Source organism: Streptomyces sp. NRRL WC-3626, from assembly GCF_000718785.1.
In the GTDB taxonomy this organism is placed as follows: Bacteria; Actinomycetota; Actinomycetes; order Streptomycetales; family Streptomycetaceae; genus Streptomyces; species Streptomyces edwardsiae.
In genome coordinates this window covers 18,698-34,106 of the sequence record NZ_JOCA01000024.1, presented here as the reverse complement: position 1 = coordinate 34,106, position 15,409 = coordinate 18,698, and the positions used below count along the sequence as shown (strand labels likewise).

14 protein-coding genes are annotated in these 15,409 nt (G+C 72.7%); 5 read left to right on the top strand and 9 right to left on the bottom strand.

Going from position 1 to position 15,409, the window contains the following annotated elements; translation table 11 throughout:
• Positions 1–51: 51 nt before the first annotated feature.
• From IF28_RS0129465 to IF28_RS0129450, 4 genes are read right to left on the bottom strand one after another with little or no spacing between them, the layout of a single operon-like run.
• Positions 52–1,206 carry an XdhC family protein gene (locus IF28_RS0129465; RefSeq protein WP_030226464.1) on the bottom strand — a complete coding sequence of 385 codons (1,155 nt, stop codon included), beginning with the start codon at positions 1,204–1,206 and terminating at the stop codon, positions 52–54.
• Positions 1,199–3,334: a xanthine dehydrogenase family protein molybdopterin-binding subunit gene (locus tag IF28_RS0129460; protein ID WP_030226459.1), complete on the bottom strand. Its 2,136-nt coding sequence runs from the start codon at positions 3,332–3,334 to the stop codon at positions 1,199–1,201. Before IF28_RS0129460 ends, IF28_RS0129465 begins: the two co-directional genes overlap by 8 nt.
• The gene (locus tag IF28_RS0129455) at positions 3,331–4,323 is read right to left on the bottom strand and encodes an FAD binding domain-containing protein (protein ID WP_030226456.1); all 993 of its coding nucleotides are present in this window, start codon (positions 4,321–4,323) and stop codon (positions 3,331–3,333) included. Before IF28_RS0129455 ends, IF28_RS0129460 begins: the two co-directional genes overlap by 4 nt.
• Positions 4,320–4,877 (bottom strand): (2Fe-2S)-binding protein, encoded by a 558-nt coding sequence (locus IF28_RS0129450; protein ID WP_030226453.1) that lies wholly within the window; start codon positions 4,875–4,877, stop codon positions 4,320–4,322. The genes IF28_RS0129455 and IF28_RS0129450 overlap by 4 nt, the downstream gene beginning before the upstream one ends.
• Positions 4,878–5,199: 322 nt before the next feature.
• Here IF28_RS0129450 and IF28_RS0129445 point away from each other — a divergent pair, with 322 nt between their 5' ends.
• Positions 5,200–5,772 (top strand): TetR/AcrR family transcriptional regulator, encoded by a 573-nt coding sequence (locus tag IF28_RS0129445; RefSeq protein ID WP_030226449.1) that lies wholly within the window; start codon positions 5,200–5,202, stop codon positions 5,770–5,772.
• 116 nt (positions 5,773–5,888) lie between these two features.
• Here the strand turns inward: IF28_RS0129445 and IF28_RS0129440 are convergent, their stop codons facing one another.
• Positions 5,889–6,794, bottom strand: a complete 906-nt coding sequence (locus IF28_RS0129440) for a LysR family transcriptional regulator (protein WP_030226446.1) — start codon at positions 6,792–6,794, stop codon at positions 5,889–5,891.
• Between the two features lie 126 nt (positions 6,795–6,920).
• Here IF28_RS0129440 and IF28_RS0129435 point away from each other — a divergent pair, with 126 nt between their 5' ends.
• Entirely contained in the window at positions 6,921–7,139 is a 219-nt protein-coding gene (locus tag IF28_RS0129435) for a hypothetical protein (RefSeq protein WP_030226443.1), read from the top strand.
• Positions 7,140–7,357: 218 nt separating this feature from the next.
• On the opposite strand, the gene IF28_RS0129430 is transcribed toward IF28_RS0129435, so the two are convergent.
• Positions 7,358–7,999, bottom strand: a complete 642-nt coding sequence (locus IF28_RS0129430; protein ID WP_030226440.1) for a phosphoribosyltransferase — start codon at positions 7,997–7,999, stop codon at positions 7,358–7,360.
• A 67-nt stretch (positions 8,000–8,066) separates the two neighbouring features.
• Between IF28_RS0129430 and IF28_RS0129425 the strand changes: the two genes are divergently transcribed.
• Positions 8,067–8,501: an archease gene (locus tag IF28_RS0129425; RefSeq protein ID WP_030226437.1), complete on the top strand. Its 435-nt coding sequence runs from the start codon at positions 8,067–8,069 to the stop codon at positions 8,499–8,501.
• Positions 8,502–8,620: 119 nt separating this feature from the next.
• Here IF28_RS0129425 and IF28_RS0129420 read toward each other — a convergent pair whose 3' ends face one another.
• The 3 genes from IF28_RS0129420 to IF28_RS0129410 all read right to left on the bottom strand — a co-directional run bounded on the left by IF28_RS0129420 (position 8,621) and on the right by IF28_RS0129410 (position 10,511).
• Positions 8,621–9,049: a VOC family protein gene (locus IF28_RS0129420; RefSeq protein WP_030226435.1), complete on the bottom strand. Its 429-nt coding sequence runs from the start codon at positions 9,047–9,049 to the stop codon at positions 8,621–8,623.
• Positions 9,050–9,131: 82 nt separating this feature from the next.
• Positions 9,132–9,935 carry a nucleotidyltransferase domain-containing protein gene (locus IF28_RS0129415; protein ID WP_030226433.1) on the bottom strand — a complete coding sequence of 268 codons (804 nt, stop codon included), beginning with the start codon at positions 9,933–9,935 and terminating at the stop codon, positions 9,132–9,134.
• 39 nt (positions 9,936–9,974) lie between these two features.
• Entirely contained in the window at positions 9,975–10,511 is a 537-nt protein-coding gene (locus IF28_RS0129410) for a cysteine hydrolase family protein (RefSeq protein WP_030226431.1), read from the bottom strand.
• 223 nt (positions 10,512–10,734) lie between these two features.
• Between IF28_RS0129410 and IF28_RS0129405 the strand changes: the two genes are divergently transcribed.
• Entirely contained in the window at positions 10,735–14,817 is a 4,083-nt protein-coding gene (locus IF28_RS0129405; protein WP_030226429.1) for a discoidin domain-containing protein, read from the top strand.
• Positions 14,818–14,876: 59 nt separating this feature from the next.
• Positions 14,877–15,323, top strand: coding sequence for a type II toxin-antitoxin system PemK/MazF family toxin (locus IF28_RS0129400; RefSeq protein WP_030226427.1), 447 nt, complete (start codon positions 14,877–14,879; stop codon positions 15,321–15,323).
• Positions 15,324–15,409: the final 86 nt, after the last annotated feature.

Here is a 15,409-nt window from a genome sequence, read left to right as displayed (position 1 = left end):
CCGGGGGCAGTGCCCCAGGGGGAAGGGGCGGCGAGGGCGAAACAAACCCCCTCACGCGGCCCGGTGGATCGGCGTCCCGACGTCCGTCAGAGGCACCCCCGTACCACCCCGCCGCCCGGCGACGATCTCCGCCGCGATCGACACCGCCGTCTCCTCCGGCGTCCGTGCCCCGAGGTCGAGACCGATCGGCGACCGCAGCCGCCCCAGCTCGGCCTCCCCCACCCCCGCCTCCCGCAACCGCCGCTCCCGATCCGCATGGGTCCTCCGGGACCCCATCGCCCCGACGAACGCCACCGGCAGCCCCAGCGCCACCTTCAGCAACGGCACGTCGAACTTCGCGTCGTGCGTGAGAACGCACAGCACGGTCCGCGCGTCCGTCTCCGTGCTCCGCAGATACCGGTGCGGCCAGTCGACGACGATCTCGTCGGCCTCCGCGAAGCGCGCCGCGGTCGCGAACACGGGCCGCGCGTCGCACACGGTGACGTGGTAGCCGAGGAACTTCCCCACCCGCACCAGCGCCGCGGCGAAGTCGATCGCACCGAAGACGATCATCCGCGGCGGCGGCACCGAGGTCTCCACGAACAGGGTCAGCCCGCCGGGACAGTACGAGCCTCCCCCGGACTCCGTCCGGGGGGACCCCCCTCCCGCTTCGCTCGCCGCGACGGCGACGGAACCGGTGCGGCCCGCGTCCAGCAGTGCCCCGGCCGCCGCCGCCGCCGTCCGGTCCAGCTCGACGGCGCCGCCGAGGCCACCCTCGTACGAGCCGTCCGGGTGGACGAGGAGCGCGCCGCCGAGGAGTTCCGGCGGGCCCTCGACGACCCGGGCCAGCGCGCCCGGCGCGCCCCGCAGGACCGCCGACAGCGCGGACGACAGCACCTGCCACACGGGCGCCCGGCGGCCGACCGGGGTCACCATGATGTCGATGATCCCTCCGCAGGTCAGGCCGACGGCGAAGGCGTCCTCGTCGCTGTAGCCGAACCGCTCGACACGGGTCTCGCCGTCCTCGAGGGCCTGGGCGCACAGTTCGTACACCGCGCCCTCCACGCAGCCGCCGGAGACCGAGCCGATCGCCGTGCCGTCATGGTCGACGGCCAGGGCGGCGCCGGGGTCGCGCGGGGCACTGCCGCCCACGGACACCACCGTGGCGACGGCGAACTCCCTGCCCTCGGTCAGCCAGCGGTGCAGTTCGCCGGCGATGTCAAACACGTGCGCCTCCTTGCGCCCGCAGCACCCGGTCGGGCCGGATGGGCAGGTTCCGGTGGCGCACGCCGGTCGCGTGCCAGACCGCGTTGGCGACGGCCGCGGCGGCGCCCACGATGCCGACCTCGCCGATGCCCTTGATGCCGACCGGGTCCTCGGGATCGGGGTCGTCGACCCAGTCGGCCTCGATCTCGGGTACGTCGGCGTGACCGGCGACGTGGTAGCCCGCGAGGTCGGGCCCGTAGAGGCCGCCGGAGGCGCGGTCGCGGACCGCCTCCTCGTGCAGGGCCATCGAGATGCCCCAGGTCATGCCGCCCACGAGCTGGCCGCGCGCGGTGAGCGGGTTGACGATCCGGCCCGCCGCGAAGATGCCGAGCATGCGGCGCACCCGTACCTCGCCGGTGGTGACGTCCACGGCGACCTCGGCGAACTGCGCACCGAAGGAGTGCCGTTCCTTCTGGGCGAGGGCGCCGAGGGCGGCGGTGGTGTCGGAGCGCACCGTGACGCCCTCCGGCGGAATGGTGCCTCCCGGGACGAGCCGGTCGCGCAGTTCCCGTGCGGCGGCCGTGATCGCCCAGGCCCAGGAGCGCGTGCCCATGGAGCCGCCGGCTATCCCCGCCGGACCGAAGTCGCTGTCGCCGATCCGCACCCGGACCCGGTCCGTGGCCACCCCGAGGGCGTCGGCGGCGACCAGGGTGAGTGCCGTACGGGCCCCGGTGCCGATGTCGGCGGCGGCGATCCGCACGGTGTGGGTGCCGTCCGCCTCCGCGGTGACCGAGGCCGTCGACGGGAGGGCGCCGGCGGGGAAGGAGGCCGCGGCCGTGCCGGTGCCGAGCAGCCAGCGGCCTTCGCGGCGTGTGCCGGGACGCGGATCGCGGCCGGCCCAGCCGAAGCGCCGGGCTCCCTCGCGGAAGCAGGCGGCGAGGTTGCGTCCGGCGAAGGGCAGCCCGGAGACGGGGCCGCGCTCGGGCTCGTTGCGCAGCCGCAGTTCGATCGGATCGATGCCGCACCGCTCGGCCAGTTCGTCGAGCGCCGCCTCGAGCGCGAACGACCCGGGCGCCTCACCGGGACCGCGCATCCAGGTCGGCGAGGGCACGTCGAGGCGTACGACCTCGTTCGAGGTGCGGTGCGCGTCGGCGTCGTACATCACCCGTGCCACACCGGCGCTCGGCTCGACGAACTCCCATACCGTGGAGGTCTGGTTGACCGAGCGGTGGTCCAGGGCGCGCAGCCTGCCGTCGGTGCCGGCGCCGAGCCGGACCCGCTGGGCGGTGGGGCTGCGGTAGCCGGTGAGGGAGAACATCTGGCGGCGCGTCAGCACCACGCGGACCGGGCGCTGCAGGACGGTCGCGGCCATCACGGCGGACACCTGGTGGGCGCGTACGCCCTTGCTGCCGAAGCCGCCGCCGATGTGCTCGGAGCGGACCCTCACCGCGGACGGGTCCAGGGAGAACATCCGGGTGAGTTCGTCGGCGACCCAGGTGGTGCCCTGGTTGGAGTCGACGACCTCGAGCCGGCCGCCGTCCCACAGGGCGGTCGCCGCGTGCGGCTCCATCATGGCGTGGTGCTCTTCGGGGGTGGTGTACTCCTCGTCCACCACGTGGGCGGAGGCGGCGAGTTCGGCCTCGATGTCGCCCTTCTCCGTCATACCGGGCATGTGACCGTCCACCGGGTGGGCGTCCGGTCGGCCGGCGGTGAGCTCGATGTCGTGCGGCTCCCGCTCGTAGGTGACGACGAGCGCCTCGGCGGCCTCCCGGGCCTGCTCGGGCGTCTCGGCGACGACGAGCGCGACGGGCCAGCCGGCGTGCGGGACACGGTCGTTCTGGAAGACGGCGGCGGTGGGGTCGGGCGGGACGCCCAGCATGCCGATGTAGTCGGTGTCGAGGCGCGGGGCGTTCCCGTGGTGCAGCACGGTGAGGACGCCCGGCATCGCGAGTACGGGCCCGGTCTCGACGGACAGGATCCGGCCGCGGGACACGGTGGACAACGCCAGCCAGCCATGGGCGAGTTCGGCGAAGGGGATCTCGCCGGCGTAGCGCGCGGCGCCGGTCACCTTGGCGCGGCCCTCGACGCGGGTGTGGGCGGTGCCGACGGCTCCCGTGATCGGGGTGACGCCGGTCGTGGCGGTGGTCATCGGGCGGTCTCCTCGGCGAGTTCGGACAGCACGGCCACCACGAGGTTGCGCATGAGGGTCACCTTGTATCCGTTGTCGGGCAGCGGCCTGGCGGCCGCGAGTTCGGCGTCCGCCGCCGCGGCGAAGTACTCGGCGGTGGCCGGGGCGCCGTTCAGGACGCGTTCGGCGGCGTGGGCCCGCCAGGGCCGGGACGCGACCGCGCCGAAGGCGAGCCGCGACTGGCGGACGACTCCGCCGCCGATGTCGAGGGCGGCGGCGACGGAGCCGATCGCGAAGGCGTACGAGGCGCGTTCGCGGACCTTGCGGTAGCGGGAGCGGGCGGCGACCGGCGCGGGCGGCAGGGTGACGTGGGTGATGAGGGCGCCGGGCGGCAGGGCGGTCTCCCGGTGCGGGGTGTCGCCCACCGGCAGGTAGAAGTCGGCCAGCGGCAACTCGCCCGGCCCGTCGGCGGTTTCGTACGCGACGACGGCGTCGAAGGCGGTCAGTGCCACGCCCATGTCGGAGGGGTGGACGGCGACACAGTGGTCGGAGGCGCCCAGGATGGCGTGGTTGTGGTGTTCGCCCTCGAGGGCGGGGCAACCGCTGCCGGGGGCACGCTTGTTGCAGGGCTTGGTCACATCGGTGAAGTAGCCGCAGCGGGTGCGCTGGAGCAGATTGCCGCCGACGGTGGCCATGTTGCGCAGCTGCCCGGAGGCGCCGGCGAGCACGGCCTGGGCGAGGGCGGGGTAGTCGCCGCGGATCCCGGGATGCGCGGCGAGGTCGCTGTTGGTGACGGTGGCGCCGATGCGCAGTCCGCCGCCGTCGGCCGGTTCTATCCGGTCCAGCGGGAGGCCGCGGACGTCGACGAGGCGGGCGGGGCGTTCGACGCCGTTCTTCATCAGGTCGACGAGGTTGGTGCCGCCGCCGAGGTAGCGGGCGTCGGGATCGGCGTCGAGCAGCGCCACCGCGCCGGAGACGTCGTCCGCGCGCCGGTAGTCGAACTCCCTCATGCCGCGGTCTCCTCGGTCTCGGTGCGGTTCTCGTCGGCCGCGCGGGCGACGGCCTGGACGATCTGTACGTACGCGCTGCAGCGGCACAGGTTGCCGCTCATGCGTTCCCTGATCTCCTCGGGGGTCAGGGGAGGCGGTCCCGCCTCGGGGCGTACGTCCTCGGTGACGGCGCTGGGCCAGCCCGCGGCGTGCTCCTCGATGACGGCGATGGCGGAGCAGATCTGGCCGGGGGTGCAGTAGCCGCACTGGAAGCCGTCGAGGTCGAGGAATGCCTGCTGCACCGGGTGCAGCCGGTCCCCGTCGGCCAGGCCCTCCACGGTGGTGATCTCGCGTTCGTCGGACGCGACGGCGAGTTGCAGACAGGACACGGTGCGGCGGCCGTCGACCAGGACCGTGCAGGCGCCGCACTGTCCGTGGTCGCAGCCCTTCTTGGTGCCGGTCAGATCGAGGCGCTCGCGCAGGGCGTCGAGCAGGGTGGTGCGGTGGTCGACGGACAGCGTGTGCTTCTCGCCGTTGATGTTCAGGGTGACGCTGCTGGACGTCGAGGGGGCCATGAGCAGCCTTCTTTCACGGATCTGGAAGGCGGACGAGTCGATGACGCGGGGGTGGGCTGTACGGATCGGGGGGTGTTCGGGACCATGTGGCGGAGGGGGACGGGCCGGGAAACGCCGGTCATGACGGGCATGCGCCACCGGCCGTCCCGCGCGTCCGTGTCCGCCGATACGATGGACCCGAAGCGGACAGCTGTCCGTTCCCTCGAAAACGTAGTGGACAGCTGTCCGGTTAGCAAGGACGGGTTTCGGTCATGACCCGGGAGGAGGACCAGTGGGGCACGAGAAGGACGTACCGCCCTGCCCGCGGACAGGGCGAACACCCCTGGGCACGGCGCCGCCCCTGCGCTCGGACGCGCAGCGCAACCGCGAGCGCATCCTGGAGGTGGCCCTCGTCGAACTCACGCGCTCGGCGGACACCCCGCTGAGCGTGATCGCCAAGAAGGCGGGCGTCGGACAGGGCACCCTCTACCGGAACTTCCCCAGCCGTGAGGCCCTCGTCCTGGAGATCTACCGGCACGAGATGCAGCAGGTGGCGGACAGCGCGGCGCAGTTGCTGAGCGGGCGGGAGCCCGTCTGCGCGCTGCGCGAGTGGATGGACGGGCTGGCCCGGTTCGCCATGACCAAGGCCGGCCTGGCGGACGCCATCCGGCAGGCCACCAGCGCACCGGGGAGCCCGGCGAAGCCGGGGCACAGCCCGGTCACCGAGGCGGCGGAACTGCTGCTGCGCAGTTGCGAAAAGGCCGGATCCATCCGCCCCGGCGTGACGGCGGACGACCTCGTCCTCGCGATCGGCGGCCTCTGGCAGCTCGACCCGGCCGACGACTGGCAGCCCCGCGCCACCCGGCTACTGGACCTGATCATGGACGGCCTGCGCATGGGGGCACCGGGGCACTGAGGGGTGTCGTCCGGATCCTGCCGGGGTCGCGGGGTGGCAACGGGGCGCAGTGGCCTGGAGCCGGCCTGATCCGGACGGCGCCCCCCAGCCGCGCGGCCGTATGGCGCCCCGTGGGCTCAGGCGACCGCCGTCGCGGCCAGGTCGCGCAGTTCGCGCAGGGCCGCCGTCACCGCCGGGCGGGTGCGGCCGACGCCGCGGGTGCAGGTCAGCAGGGTGCGGCGCGGGTTGCCGGCGCAGCGCACGCGGGTGATCGGCAGGTCCGTGGTGAGGCGGGCGAGACGCGGGATCAGGGCGACGCCGAGGCCGTGGGCGACGAGCTGGGCGGTGACGTTCCAGTCGCAGGCGTGGTGGACGACGTCCGGGGAGAAGCCGGCCGCGCCGCACGCGGCCAGCACATGCGGCCGGCAGGGACTGTCGGGCACCGGCACGATCCACGGCTCGCGCGCCGCCTCGGCGAGGTCGATCCGCTCGAACCCGGCCAGCGGGTGCCCCGCCGGGACCACCAGGTCGAACGGGTCCTCCAGCAACGGCTGTTGATCGAACCGGGTGTCGCTCAGCGGCGGATTGGCCGGGGTGGACTCGACGACGGCCAGATCGACGGCCCCTTCGAAGAGCAGGTCGAAGCTCCGCGTCACCTCCGCCTCGGCGATCCGCACCGACAACCGCGGATGACGCTTCCTCAGCCGGGCGGCCATGGGTGCCAGCAGCACCGAGATGGCCACCGGGAACCCTGTGACTCGCAACACCCCGGCCGGCGCGCCGTGGTCGGCCCGCAGATCCCGCTCGGCCTGGTCCCAGCGCGCCTGGATCGCGTCGGCGTGTGCCAGCAGACTCTCGGCGGCGGGGGTGAGCCGTACGCCGCGCCCCTGCGGTTCCAGCAGGTCGACGTCCAGATCGCGGGCGAGCTGACGGATCTGCTGGGAGGCGGCGGACGGGGTGAAGTGCAGCGCGCGGGCGGCCGCGGTGACCGTGCCGTAGTGGGCGACCGCCCTGAGGACGTGCAGCCGGCGCAGATCAATCATGAAGCCCACGCTTAACGATGGCGTGCACAAAGTCAACCTGGACGTGAACGGAGGGGACGGAGCACCCTTGCCGTGTCGCGACAATCGTCAGTGCACCCATGTGATCGAGGATCCCGAGGAGTCACCATGATCAGCACGACCGGCACCGTCTGCCCGTACTGCGGGTGGCCGGACGACGCCGAGCCGTTCCAGATGGTCTCCCGGCACGGCACCGCGACCGGCAGCACGGTGTGGACCCGCTGCGGCTGCGGCTCCCTCCAGGTCCGTGCCGTCGACGACCGCGGCGCCCGCATCGTCTCCCGCAGCAGGCCCGCGGACGTTCCGTGCAGCCCGGCCGGTCAGTGACCGGACCGTGCACCACCCCGTCGGGCGCCGGCTAGGGCCTGTCCGGCGGATCACGTCGGAGGAAGCCGGCGGTGCTTTTGCAGCCCAGGTGAGCGGGGTCTGGTGCGTGCGGCTGCAAGGCGGAGGAGGGCGACAGGGCGGAGCCCTGGCAACCGACGACAACGCCGCAGATGGGCGTGCCAGACCCCGCGTCTCCGGCATGATCCGCCGGACAGGCCCTAGACCCTCCGCAGCGCGTCCAGTACGTCCTCGTCGGTCAGCTGGTCGAACTCCTCGTACCACTGGCCGACGGCCATGAACGCGGCTGGTTCGTGCAGGCACAGCACCTCGTCGGCCTCGGAGCGCATCAGCGTGACCCCCTCCGCCGCGCCGACCGGCACGGCCAGGACGAGATGCCCGGGGTCCCGGGCCCGCAGCGCGCGCAGTGCGGCGCGGGCGGTGGAGCCGGTCGCCAGTCCGTCGTCGACGACGATCACGGTCCGTCCGGCCAGTTCGGGCGGGGGCCGGCCCTGACGGTAGCGCTCCTCGCGGCGGCGCAGTTCGGCGCGCTCGCGGGCCACGACGGGCGCGAGGTCGGCCTCGCTCAGCCCCAGCCGCAGCAGGGCGTCCTCGTCGTACAGCGGAATTCCGTCGCCGGCCATCGCGCCGACACCGAACTCCTCGTGGAAGGGGGCGCCGATCTTCCGTACGACGAGTACGTCGAGCGGGGCGTCCAGCGCGCGGGCGACCTCGAAGGCCACGGCGGCACCGCCGCGGGGCAGGGCCAGCACGACGGGGTCGGGCAGGGCGCCCTCGTCCTGCCGCTCCCGAAGCCGTGCGGCGAGTTCACGGCCGGCCTGCCGGCGGTCACGGAACCGCATGGCACCCGTGTACCCGGCTGTCCGCTCCCCGAAGCATGGGTTCACGAGGGTCGGGCAGGCGAGTTCCATGGTCGGTGACACGAGCGAGCACGAGAGCGGGCACCGGGCGGTCGCGCAGGAGGACGAGTTCCGGATCGAGGCGTGGGCCACGAGCCGGGAGAACTGTCTGGCGGAGGCGGTGGCGGCGATGGTGGAGTGCTTCGCCGACGTGTCCGGGGTACGGCCGACCTGTGTGGGCCGCGTCCGGCTGGCCGAGCCGAGTGACGAGGACCTGCTGGCCGCGCTCCTGGACGAGGTCCTCTGCCGGCTGGAGGAGGACGGCCAGGTCCCGGTCGACATGGAGGCGAACGAGACGGAGGACGGTCTGGACATCCGGCTGGCCCTGGCCACCGTCACGGACGTACGCCTCACCGCGAGCCCCCCGACGGACGTGGCGTGGGAGGACCTGCGCATACGCCCGGGGCCGTACGGCTGGTCGTGCGCGATCACGGTCGACAGCTGAACGGTGTGCACCCCCTCCGCACCCCTCAGCCCCTCCGGCGTCCGGGGGTCCGGGGGCAGACCCCGGGGTCGGGAACGGGAAGGGGGTGAGCCCTCAAGGGACCCACCCCCCACTCCCCGCTACACAGCCCCGGGAACCTCCTCGAACACCCCGTTCAACGGCGACGCGGGATCCGCCCCGTACGCGACGGTGATCACTTCGAGCCCATGCCCGCCCGGATCCAGGAAGTACACCCCCCGCCCTCCGTCATTACGGTTGATACACCGACGCTGCCGCCCCTGCGGATCCGCCTGAAGGGGAACCCGGGCGGCCACGAGCCGCCCGAGGATTCCGTCGAACTCTTCCTCGGACACGAGAAACGCGTAGTGCTGCATCGGAAAGTCGATGTCGACGGTGGCGAAATCCAGGGTGACCCCGTTGGCGGTCGTCACCGGCAGGAACATCCCGGCCGGCTCTCCGACCTCGAGCCCCAGGATCTCGGCGAGGAAACGGGCGGACTTCTCCCGGTCACGGGAGAGAACAATGGTGTGGTTGAACTCGACTGACACGGTGCAATGCCTCCACGGGCATTCGCGGCGCCTCCATGCCTCACCCAGCCGGTGACCGACACGCGATGCCGCGCAGCAGAGCCTAACCCGTCCCCGGCACCCCCTGACAAGGCCCGGCGGCCTCGTCGACCCTCCCGGCGACCCACGCCAAGAACTCCCGCACGTCCCCCACCGGCAGCGCGGGCGCGCTCTCACGGGGCAGCTCGAAGCTGCGCGACGCACTCCGGATCAGCGGCCGGAACCGAGCCTCCGAAGCAGCGACGGCCTCACCCGCCCGACGCTTGGCGACCCACCGCCCGGTACGGCACCACACCACGGACCGGCACCCGTTGAGCACCCGGTTGTCCCCCACATGCCCGTCCCCCTCGGCATGCTCCCGCACCGAGGCCCGGAGCGCGGCGAGCACGTCGCCCCGCCCCGGCGCCGCGACGACGTCCCGCACCGGCGCACCGAACAGCGGAAGGCCGGCCTGCCGGGCGACCGACCGGTCGAGGACGTACCAGAAGGCGGACGCCTCCTCGGCGTCGTAGCTCACCCGCTCGGGCAGCGACGGCCCGGTGTTGAGATCCATGAGGTACCCCGCCCGCCCCGACGGACGCCCGACGGCGTCGGCGGGATACACGACCAGTTCCAGCCCGGCGGCGGGACAGGCGAGCCCGGGATGGGCCAGCGCCCCGGCCAGTTCGGACAGCGCCCGCCCGGGAAGCGACCGGTCCACCACCACGGTGACGTCGATGTCGCTGCGCCCGTGCCGGTAGTCGCCGAGGGCGAGGGACCCGACGGCGAACACGCTCACGAGCCGCGGCCCGCAGACCGCGCGCGTACGCCGCACCAACTCCTCCGCATAGGCGCGAACCTCACGGGGCAGACCGGCAGTGCTGCTCATGACACCAGTGTCGCCCCCACGTGGACGCCTCACCGCGCCTCAGCTCCACAGCTCGTCGCTGTCGCACACATGCGCGCCCATGTTGCGTTCCATCATCCGCAAGGCCGCATCCGCCAGATCGGCATGGATGTGGGCCACGCCGTCACGCGGGACGACCACGTCGAGGTGGCGGATGTGCGCGTCCAGCGACGAGTAGAGGACGCACTGCTCCGTGACCTGGCCGCACAGCACGAGCCGGTCGATGCCCTGCTGGTTGAGCAGATAGCCGAGCGGCGTCTCGAAGAAGACGGAGTGCCGGGCCTTGACGACGAAGAGCGAGGAGTCGTCCGGCAGCAGCGGTTCCACCAGGTGCGCGTACGGCCCCGCCAGGGCCTTCTCGAGCAGCTCGCCGTGGTGGGAGCGCCACTCGCCGAAGTTGTCGTTGACGTAGATCACCGGGACGTCCTGCCGCCGCGCACGCTCCAGCAGGGCGGAGACGACGGGGACGACCGTCTCGGCGGACGGGATGAGACGGCCGGCGTCCACATGGTCGTAGGTGTTGATCATGTCGATGACGATCAGCGCGGTCCTGCCCATGTCCAACGGGTTCCACCCGCAAAGGCGAATCAGACATGTTTGCCCACGCGTACACCCGTGACGTCGCCCGCCAACCGCGACCCACCGGCCACCACCGCCACAGCTCTTGACAGAAGGCATCCCGCGCCACAGCCTTTGGCAACGTTGTCATTCCGTTCGGCACCAGGGGCGGGCGAGGCCGTCACGGGCTCGTTCCGCTGCTTTCTGATGGGACTTCACGCTCATGAAAGAAAAGTCGGACCCGCCGCGTCATCCCTCGCGGCGGTCTGTCGTCACCACGGGATCCACGCTGCTGGCCGGTTTCGGTCTCGGCTCGCTGCTCCCGGTGTCCAGCGCCCGGGCCGCCGTCGCCGAGACCCCGGCCAACCCGTCCGCCCCCGGTGAGCTCGCCCTGCACCGGCCGGTCACCGTGTCCTCCACGGACTACGCGCCCACCCCGGGCTCGTTCGCGGTCGACCGGCTGGCCTCGCCCGGTGTCGGAGGCAGCGGCTGGCGGGCGGGGTCCGGCGATCCGCAGTGGATCACGGTGGACCTGCAGGCCGTCTGCGAGGTCGACTGGATCCGGCTGACCTTCGAGGCCGACGCGGGCGACCCGGTGTTCACCCCGCCCACCTCCGGCAATCCGCACAGCGGTACGACGGGCAAGGAGATCCAGTCGAGCTACTCGCTCGAGTTCGTCGTCGAGACCAGCACGGACCACACCCGGTGGACGGACGTCTACCGCACCGCCGCCGGAACCGGGGGCGTGGTGAACATCCAGCTCACCCGCAAGGTGGCGGCCCGCTGGGTGCGGATGACGTCCCGCCGCCGCTCCGGCCCGCTCCCCCTCGGCGTCAACGGTTTCGAGGTGTACGGCACCGCCAGGGGCCACCGCCCCTCGGCCACCGGGTGGACGGACTGGGGCACCCGCCACGGCAACGCGCCCGAGCTGAGGCAGGCCGAGGACGGCACGGTACCGCTGGAGTCCGGCTGGCGGCTGACGATGGACGACTGGGCCGGGGACGACGGTCCGGGACTGTCCAGGACGTCCGTGGACACCAGTGGCTGGCTGCCCGCCACCGTGCCCGGCACGGTCCTCGCCTCGCTCGTCGACCAGGGCAAACTGCCCGACCCCGTGTCGGGCCTCAACAACCTGCGGATCCCGGAGGCGCTTTCCCGGCACTCCTGGTGGTACAAGCGGGACTTCGAGCTGCCGCGCGGGCTGCGCACCGGTGCCGGCCGCCGGATCTGGCTGGAGTTCGACGGCGTCAACCACCGCGCCGACATCTGGCTGAACGGCGAGAAGGCGGGCGATCTGACCCACCCGTTCGCCCGCTCCGCGCACGACGTGACCGGGCTGCTCGCGGCCCACGGGGAGAACGCCCTCGCGGTGAGGATCACCCCGTTGCCCGTCCCCGGCAGCCCCGGCGACAAGGGCCCGGCCGGTGAGGCCTGGGTGGACGCGGGCGCCGGACAGATGAACCTCAACTCCCCCACGTATCTCGCCGCTTCCGGCTGGGACTGGATGCCCGCCGTGCGTGACCGGGCGGCCGGGATCTGGAACCACGTCCGGCTGAGATCGACCGGGCAGATCGTCATCGGCGACCCGCGTGTGGACACCGTGCTGCCGAAGCTCCCGGACCTCTCGGTGGCGGAGCTGACCATCGTCGTCCCGGTCCGCAACGCCGACGACTCCGACCACGAGGCGACCGTCACCGCGGCGTTCGAGGGCGTACGGGTGAGCAGGGCCGTCACCGTGCCGGCCGGACGGAGCGTCGACGTCGTCTTCTCCCCCGACGCCTTCGGGCGGTTGCGGCTGCGCGATCCCGAACTGTGGTGGCCCAACGGGCTCGGTGAGGCCCGGCTCCACGACCTCACCCTGACCGCCACGGCCGGCGGCTCCGAGAGCGACCGCCGCACCACCCGCTTCGGTATCCGCCAGTTCGGCTACGCGTACGACGTGCCGCTGCCGTTCACGGCCTCCGGCGACGCGTACACCCAGTCGGTCACCTTCGAGCGGCGGCAGGCCCGGCACATACGGGTCAGGTGTCTCACCAGGGCCACCTCGTGGGGCAGTTCGCTGTGGGCCCTGTCCGTGTTCGACAGCACGCGGCCCACGGCGGACCTCGCCCTGCACGCCGACGCGGACGCGTCCAGCGCGGACGGCGACGACCACGGCGCCGCGAACGCGACCGACGGCGATCCGGGCACCCGCTGGTCCTCGGCCTTCGAGGACGACCAGTGGATCCGGGTCGACCTGGGCTCCGAGCGGTCCTTCGACCGGGTCGACCTGGTCTGGGAGCAGGCGTACGCCAAGTCGTTCGTGGTGCAGGTCTCCGCGGACGGCTCGGAGTGGACCGACGCGGCGGCGGTGGACAACGGCGCGGTGCCGCTGCCGTTCAACAACGGCAGCGCGAGCCTCAGGGTGACGGACTTCGAGGCGCGCACCGCCCGCTACGTCCGGCTCGCCTGCGGGATACGCAACACCACCTGGGGCAACTCGCTGTGGTCCCTCGGGGTCGTCGACAGCGCCGAGCCGGGCACGGACCTCGCGCTGCGCAAGGAGGCGACCGCCTCCACCCAGGAGTCCGACCACCCGGCCTCGCACGCCACCGACGGCGACCCGGGCACCCGCTGGTCCTCACGCTACGAGGACCAGCAGTGGATCCGGGTCGACCTGGGCGCACCGAAGCGGTTCGACCGGGTGGCCGTGGTGTGGGAGAGCGCGTACCCGAAGACCTACGTCGTCCAGGTGTCCGACGACGGCGAGAAGTGGACGGACGTGGCCTCCGTCGACAACACCCCCGAGCCGCTGAGGATCAGCGTCAACGGTGTCCGGGTGCTGGCCCGCGGCGGCAACTGGGGCTGGGACGAGCTGCTGCGCCGGATGCCGCGGGAGCGGATGGACGCGGCGGTGCGGATGCACCGGGACATGAACTTCACCATGATCCGCAACTGGGTCGGCAGCAGCGACCGGGAGGAGTTCTTCGCCGCCTGCGACGAGCACGGCATCCTGGTGTGGAACGACTTCCCCAACGCCTGGGCCATGGACCCGCCGGACCGTGACGCCTTCGTCTCCACCGCGCGGGACACCGTACTGCGCTACCGCATCCACCCGAGCGTCGTGGTGTGGTGCGGCGCCAACGAGGGCGATCCGCCGGCCGAGATCGACAAGGGCATGCGCGAGGCGGTCGAGCGGCAGGCGCCTGGCATTCTGTACCAGAACAACTCGGCCGGTGGCATCGTCACCGGCGGCGGCCCCTACGGCTGGGTGGAGCCGGAACGGTACTTCGACCCGTCGTCGTACGGCAGCAAGGACTTCGGCTTCCACACCGAGATCGGCATGCCGGTCGTCTCCACCGCGGCGAGCATCCGCAGTCTGACGGGTGACGAGCCGGAGTGGCCGATCGAGGGGGCCTGGTACTACCACGACTGGAGCGAGCGCGGGAATCAGTCGCCGCAGAACTACCGCAAGGCGATCGAGGCCCGGCTGGGTGAGGCCGACGGTCTGGACGACTTCGCCCGCAAGGCGCAGTTCGTCAACTACGAGAACGGCCGCGCCATGTTCGAGGCGTGGAACGCCAACCTGTGGGACAACGCCACCGGTCTGATGCTGTGGATGTCCCACCCGGCCTGGCACAGCACGGTCTGGCAGACGTACGACTACGACTTCGACGTCAACGGCATGTACTACGGCGTCCGCGCCGCCTGCGAACCCCTCCATGTACAGGCCGACCCGGTGAACTGGCGGGTCCTCGCGGTCAACCACACACCGAAGCGGCTGCGGAACGCCACCGTCACCGCCGGGCTGTACGACCTGTCGGGCCGCCGGCTCGGCGGCAGCCGAAGCGCCCGGGTCGATCTGGCGCCCGCCGCCACCGCGGAGGCGTTCACGGCGGACTGGCGCGACGGCCTGCCGGACCTGCATCTGCTGCGGCTGACGCTGGAGGACTCCGACGGCGGGGAGCTCTCCCGCAACACCTACTGGCGCTACCGGGACCCGTCCGCCATGCGGGCGCTGGGCAGGGCCGAGCAGGTGCGGGTGACCGGGTCGGTGCGGCGGCTGTCCCGCGAGGGCGACCGGCACGAGCTGACGGCGACCGTCCGCAACCGCGGTACGGCCGTGGCGGCCATGGTCCGGCTGTCCCTGCTGGACGACGACGGTGAGCGGGTGCTGCCGACGCTGTACAGCGACAACTACCTGTGGCTGCTGCCCGGGGAGTCGCGGACGGTCACCGTGTCCTGGCCGCGGCGGTCGCTCGGATCGGGCCGTCCGGTGCTGGAGGCGGCGGCGTACAACAGCCGCCCGGTGAGGATCCGCCCGTAGCCGGCCGGGGCCGGAAGGGTCTCGAACATGTGGTCGCCCGCGTGCCGTACGGTACGCGGGTGACCGCTTTCGACACTGACAACGCCCCGGGCCGGTACGGTCCTTCCGCCACCGTCGAGGCCGCGCCCCGCGAGGTGGGCCGGGTGCGCACCGAGTACGCGCCGGCGCACGACGGCGACCCCGATCCGGGAGAGATCGTCTGGACCTGGGTCCCCTATGAGGAGAACGACGGCCGGGGCAAGGACCGTCCCGTGCTCGTGGTCGCGCGGGAGGCGGGCGGCACGGTTCTCGCCGTGATGCTGTCCAGCAAGGCGCACAACGGGGACCGGGAGTGGGTGCCGATCGGCAGCGGGCCGTGGGACCGGTCGGGCCGCGACTCGTGGGTCGCCGTGGACCGGGTGCTGCGGCTGCACGACGAGGGCATGCGCCGGGAGGCGTGCGCGCTGGACCGGATGCGGTTCAACCTCGTGCGTCAGCGGCTGCGGGAGCGGTACGGCTGGAACTGATCCCCGCGGGCAGGCCGTCGGAGGACCGGCACGGCGGGTGAGTGGATCACCCGGTCCGTGGAGAACGGGTGCCGGTCCGGGACGCG

Bases quoted from the DNA above. Each gene is read 5' to 3' on its own strand.
- IF28_RS0129430 (WP_030226440.1), bottom strand. From the start codon at position 7,999: ATGCGGTTCCGTGACCGCCGGCAGGCCGGCCGTGAACTCGCCGCACGG.
- IF28_RS0129415 (WP_030226433.1), bottom strand. From the start codon at position 9,935: ATGAGCAGCACTGCCGGTCTGCCCCGTGAGGTTCGCGCCTATGCGGAG.
- IF28_RS0129460 (WP_030226459.1), bottom strand. From the start codon at position 3,334: ATGACCACCGCCACGACCGGCGTCACCCCGATCACGGGAGCCGTCGGC.
- IF28_RS0129405 (WP_030226429.1), top strand. From the start codon at position 10,735: ATGAAAGAAAAGTCGGACCCGCCGCGTCATCCCTCGCGGCGGTCTGTC.
- IF28_RS0129455 (WP_030226456.1), bottom strand. From the start codon at position 4,323: ATGAGGGAGTTCGACTACCGGCGCGCGGACGACGTCTCCGGCGCGGTG.
- IF28_RS0129450 (WP_030226453.1), bottom strand. From the start codon at position 4,877: ATGGCCCCCTCGACGTCCAGCAGCGTCACCCTGAACATCAACGGCGAG.
- IF28_RS0129440 (WP_030226446.1), bottom strand. From the start codon at position 6,794: ATGATTGATCTGCGCCGGCTGCACGTCCTCAGGGCGGTCGCCCACTAC.
- IF28_RS0129410 (WP_030226431.1), bottom strand. From the start codon at position 10,511: ATGGGCAGGACCGCGCTGATCGTCATCGACATGATCAACACCTACGAC.
- IF28_RS0129425 (WP_030226437.1), top strand. From the start codon at position 8,067: ATGGTCGGTGACACGAGCGAGCACGAGAGCGGGCACCGGGCGGTCGCG.
- IF28_RS0129435 (WP_030226443.1), top strand. From the start codon at position 6,921: ATGATCAGCACGACCGGCACCGTCTGCCCGTACTGCGGGTGGCCGGAC.